This window comes from Microvirga tunisiensis (assembly GCF_009296175.1).
In the GTDB taxonomy this organism is placed as follows: domain Bacteria; phylum Pseudomonadota; class Alphaproteobacteria; order Rhizobiales; family Beijerinckiaceae; genus Microvirga; species Microvirga tunisiensis.
Map to the genome: position 1 here is coordinate 1 of NZ_VOSK01000735.1, position 1,490 is coordinate 1,490.

At 61.3% G+C, this 1,490-nt stretch carries 1 protein-coding gene; it reads left to right on the forward strand.

Annotation, left to right across the window (positions count from 1 at the left end):
• On the forward strand, nucleotides 1-1,248 hold a 1,248-nt coding region (locus tag FS320_RS43260; RefSeq protein ID WP_342211978.1), incomplete at its 5' end, for a DUF2382 domain-containing protein.
• Nucleotides 1,249-1,490: the final 242 nt, after the last annotated feature.

A 1,490-nucleotide genomic window follows, 5' to 3' on the forward strand; every position in this document is an offset into this window, starting at 1 on the left:
GCCGAGCACCATCATCACCACATTCGTATTGCGTCGGTGATCACCTTTTCCAGATCTCATGAGGACAACATGACCACCATCAGACAACTTATTCAAACGGGTCCCGCTAAGGCCAATGAGCTTCTGGCCAAACTCGTTGACACCTCCGACACTGCTGTCAAGACACGAGAAAGGCTGTTCTCGGACCTCAAGGCAGAGTTGGAGCTGCTCGCCACACTCGAAGAGGAGCACCTGTTCCCGGTCCTCAGAAAACACAAGGAAACCAAGAGCCTCGTGTCCGAGGCGCTCAACGACAACAAGCAGACCCGAAAGCTGATTGCTGACTTGGAGCAAACCCCGAAGGAGAGCGAGGAGTTTGCCCGGAAGGTGGCCGAGTTACGCAAGGTCTTCCAGCAAAGTGTGCGGGACGAGAAGAATGAGCTGCTGCCGGCGGTCCTGAAAGCCTTGAGCGACGAAGAGGCCCAGGAGATCGTCGAGAGGATCGAGGCTGAGAAGGCGCAGATCGAGGAAGCCCGGCGGGCGGAAGCCGAACAGCGTCGCGCCGAGGCCCGGTTCGAGCGCGAGCAGGAGGAAAAGGCTCTCGCTGAGCAAGAAGACGCAGCCGAGCGCGCGCAGAGGAGCCGCATGGCCGTCCGGGAGACCGCGGACGCCGTCTTGCGGACCGGTGAAGTTGCTGCCGAGAGTGCCAAGCAGATCGTCCGGAGCGCCGCAGAGAGCGCTCAGCGCGTCGCGACAGCGCCGATGAGTTCCGGCTCCATCTTCTGGGACGCCATGTTCGGCATGTGGACAGCGCCGCTGGGCCGGTCTGTGGGGCGGTCCACCAACGGCCAGCTGTCCTCGCAGGCGGAGGAAGTCATCCCGCTTGCGGAAGAAACCCTGATCGTCGGCAAGCAAACGGTGACCAGCGGCACGACCACTGTGCGCCGGTTCGTTGTGGAGACCCCTGTCGAGCAGCAGGTGTCCCTCTATGACGAGAAGGTGGTCGTGGAGCGGCGCAAGCCGGTCACCGACACTGCAACAGGCGAGACACTCACAGAGCTCACAATCGAGATGATTGAGACCTCCGAGGTGCCGGTTGTTGGCAAGGATGTAAAAGTGAGGGAAGAGGTCGTGATCCGCCGCGAACGCACCAGCCGTGTCGAGACGGTGCGGGACAGCGTCCGTCGGGATGAGATCGAGATCACACAGTCCGAGCAGAACGGGCGCTCTGGCAGGCAGCGGCCTGCCCTTACCTACAGCCGTAAATAAAACGGCTCGCTATCGACGTCACCTTGGAGCAGACGGCGCTAAAGCTGGATAGGAACACAGCCGGGACCCGTCGTGGTATCGAAAGACAACCAGGTCCTCTCTGACGACGCGCCCCGGCTTACAACCGGGGCGTTTCATGCTTGCAATGCCTATCCAAGCTCACGACCCCAACATCTGCGTCGGCACGGAACTGGGCCGGTGCCTCGAGCACCTAGCCTGCCTCATCATCACGAGGGATCTGG